Raw genomic sequence first — 3033 nt, 5'->3', positions numbered from 1 at the left:
TGTAGATTCGCATTCCCGCCGCCCCGAAAATCCGCTTAAATTCTCATGAAGCATTACCAGTAACGAGAAAGTCTCTACCAGTCAAAGTAAGAAAAATGATCACCACGTGGTGTGGTCGTGGATTGCAGGAACCGCCCATGCCTCGGATCCTCCTCCCCCCCTTTGGGGGGGATAAGAGGGGGGGATTTGGTATAGATAGTATTTTCCCGAATATTATCAAACCATCTCCCACACCTCTTATCATGAGCAGAATATGTAAAATCGCCAAGACAGGCAAGGAAGAAAAACCGATTTGCTGTCCATATTGCGCATCTCAACTCGTTATTCGTAATGGCACCTACCCCAGAGCTCATCCGCATACGGACGAGGAAGTAAGGATACAGCGTTATCTTTGTAAAATGCCGACTTGTCCCTGTGTGACATTCTCAGTAGTTCCCTTTCCGTTTTTACGAGTAGTTCGGCACTTTTTCGCCACAGTGATGTATTGCAACATCCTCTACAACGTTAACAACCTCAACCAGGCGGCTGTAGTCAGGCAACTTGGCGTAACCAGAGGTGTTGCCAAGCGTCTGGCAACATTCTGCGATCGATTCATTCTCTGGTTTGATCACGAACGGAGATTTGCCGAATGGGGGCCTGCCCCGGAGACACCCCCAGCCATTTCCTGGCCGGATTTTTTGCGCGATTTTTCACATAGCATGTACCCAGGGAAGTGGCCACCGTCTCTACCAACATAACACATACGCTGCTATTTTCAGCTACTTATGGTGTCATCCCCTGAACTGTAACCTTAATTCAGGAGGTAAATATGACGACACCGAACGAAACGGACATTGCTGTTTGGCGGTTCAGCATAATCAGCTCTCTTCTGCATCGTACAGAGGATGACGGAACCCTTGATAGCTGTCTTCAAAAGTTGGCTTGCCGATCATTTCGCAGGCCCGATGAGCGAGCTGTTTCTTTTTCTCCAGAAACCCTGAGGAAGTGGCTGTACCGCTATCGCCATGGCGGTTTACCAGCACTTGGTGACAGGCCTAAAAGCAATCGCGGCACTCATGCATCTGTCCCAGGTAACGTGGCAGACCACCTGCACAAACTCCGCCAGGAGCATCCACGGTGGACTGTAGCTCGTATGCTTTGCGAGCTTGTGAAAGAGGGACTGTGGGACAGAAAGAATCCGTCCCAAGCGACGCTATACCGTTTTGCCTCGACGATGAACTTGCACAGGGATCCCCACCTGGTTCAGCATTCTCCAGCAAAACCATTTGCGTATCAGGAGTTTGGCCAACTCTGGTCAGCTGATTTTCTCCATGGTCCCAAGATCAGGATCAAAGGAAAAAAACGAAAAACGTACCTGCACGCAATCATTGATGATGCCAGCCGCTACGTGGTCCGGGCAGGATTTTTTCTTGCCGAGGATACCGAGGTGTTGATGAAAGAGCTGATGATTGCTATCCGCCAGCACGGTTTTCCTATTCGATTTTACACTGACAATGGTGCCTGTTATGCCAGCCGCCACCTGAAGTTTGTTTGTGCCAACCTCGGTATCCACCTTATCCACACACCACCGGGCAAACCTAGGGGCCGTGGGAAAATAGAGAGGTTTTTTCGGACTGTAAGAGACGGGTACCTGGAAGGAGATAAGCCACCGGCACGAACACTTGATGGCATAAACGATGGCTTCCGACAATGGCTATCATGGTACCATAAACGTATTCACTCTTCACTTGGCTGTTCGCCTTTGCAAAAACGGCTCAGCAGACCGAGTTGCTGCAAACAGCTGCCGGAATCTGTAGCCATTGAACCGCTGTTCCGCATGAAGCGTCGTTGCCGCGTATACCTGAACAACACCATACGATTTAAGAAACGGAGCTTTGAGGTACCGGATGCTCTGCCGGGAGATCGACTGGATATCTGGTTCATGCCCTGGGAACCTGATCTCGTCTGGTATGGGCCGGAAATGAAACCGGCAAAGCAGGCCGACATCTATCAAAATGCACAAAACTATAAGAGGTAAACAATGCAACAAACCAACAACAACACCCTGGTGCAAGTTCCTATCGGCGATTTCTTCGGCTGGAAATATCACCCGTTCGCAGATACCTATAAGCAGCATCAACTCTGGATTCCACCACGAGACCGCAAGCAGCTTGAAACCATAAAAAGGCTTCTCCACACAGGAAAAAGCATGGCTCTTTGCGGACCTTCCGGAGCTGGCAAAACAACTCTTGTACATGCCCTGATAGACGAGTTAGACAAAAACAGCTATCGACCAGTTATGGTTCCGTATGCCGGGCACCCAAGAAACGGTCTCACCAGAATATTGGCAGAAACCCTTGGTGTCGATACAAAGGGGCGCGGTGTGCCCATGATTACCAGGGTTCAGCAGCACCTTGAAGCATTAATTACCGGGCCAAACCCACGTCATCCCGTGATTATTATCGACGATGCACAACTCCTTGAAAATGAATCGTTATGGGATCTTTGCTCTCTGCTGTTTCAAACCGTAAAACAGACTGTTGCTGCTTCACTTATTCTGGTTGGAGACGAAACCTTGGCAAAGAGGCTGGAGCTTTATGCGTTAATGCCGGTCAAAACACGGCTGACAGCAGTAATGAAGCTGCAGCCAATGAATGAACAGGAAACTCAATTATTTATTCAAAACAGGCTGAAAAACGGTGCGGCTCCAGCAGACCTGTTTGCAGATGAGGCTATTGATATACTTGCTGCCTACACCAGCGGCAACAGGAGAAGCATAATGAATGTGGCGACGATGGCTTTGGAGGAGGCCTATTATCGACAGGAAAAAACTATTACCGCCGAAACTCTTTATGAGGCGGAATGGTTCAATGAATCCGGGTGAAACGGAGGCGTTTGTGAGGGGACTCCAGCGCTGAGGGATAACTCGGTGCGGTAGACTGCTGTCTACGATCAAAATGGCCGGAAGGAGAAATCCTTCCGGCCATCTACGTTGGAAAAATAGCTGGTAATTATACGTGAGAAACATGTTGGACGGGAACTTGAGAATCTACA

At 49.2% G+C, this 3033-nt stretch carries 2 protein-coding genes; both read left to right on the top strand.

Going from position 1 to position 3033, the window contains the following annotated elements:
• Window positions 1-808: 808 nt before the first annotated feature.
• Entirely contained in the window at window positions 809-2017 is a 1209-nt protein-coding gene (locus JWJ90_RS22445) for a DDE-type integrase/transposase/recombinase (protein WP_205229455.1), read from the top strand.
• 3 nt (window positions 2018-2020) lie between these two features.
• Window positions 2021-2863, top strand: coding sequence for an ExeA family protein (locus JWJ90_RS22440; RefSeq protein WP_205229454.1), 843 nt, complete (start codon window positions 2021-2023; stop codon window positions 2861-2863).
• Window positions 2864-3033 lie beyond the last annotated feature (170 nt).

The organism is Desulfobulbus rhabdoformis (genome assembly GCF_016919065.1).
Lineage (GTDB): Bacteria > Desulfobacterota > Desulfobulbia > Desulfobulbales > Desulfobulbaceae > Desulfobulbus > Desulfobulbus rhabdoformis.
Note: the sequence above shows the minus strand (reverse complement) of the source record. Positions and strands in the feature narration are given on the sequence as shown.

Bases quoted from the DNA above. Each gene is read 5' to 3' on its own strand.
- JWJ90_RS22445 (WP_205229455.1), top strand. From the start codon at position 809: ATGACGACACCGAACGAAACGGACATTGCTGTTTGGCGGTTCAGCATA.
- JWJ90_RS22440 (WP_205229454.1), top strand. From the start codon at position 2,021: ATGCAACAAACCAACAACAACACCCTGGTGCAAGTTCCTATCGGCGAT.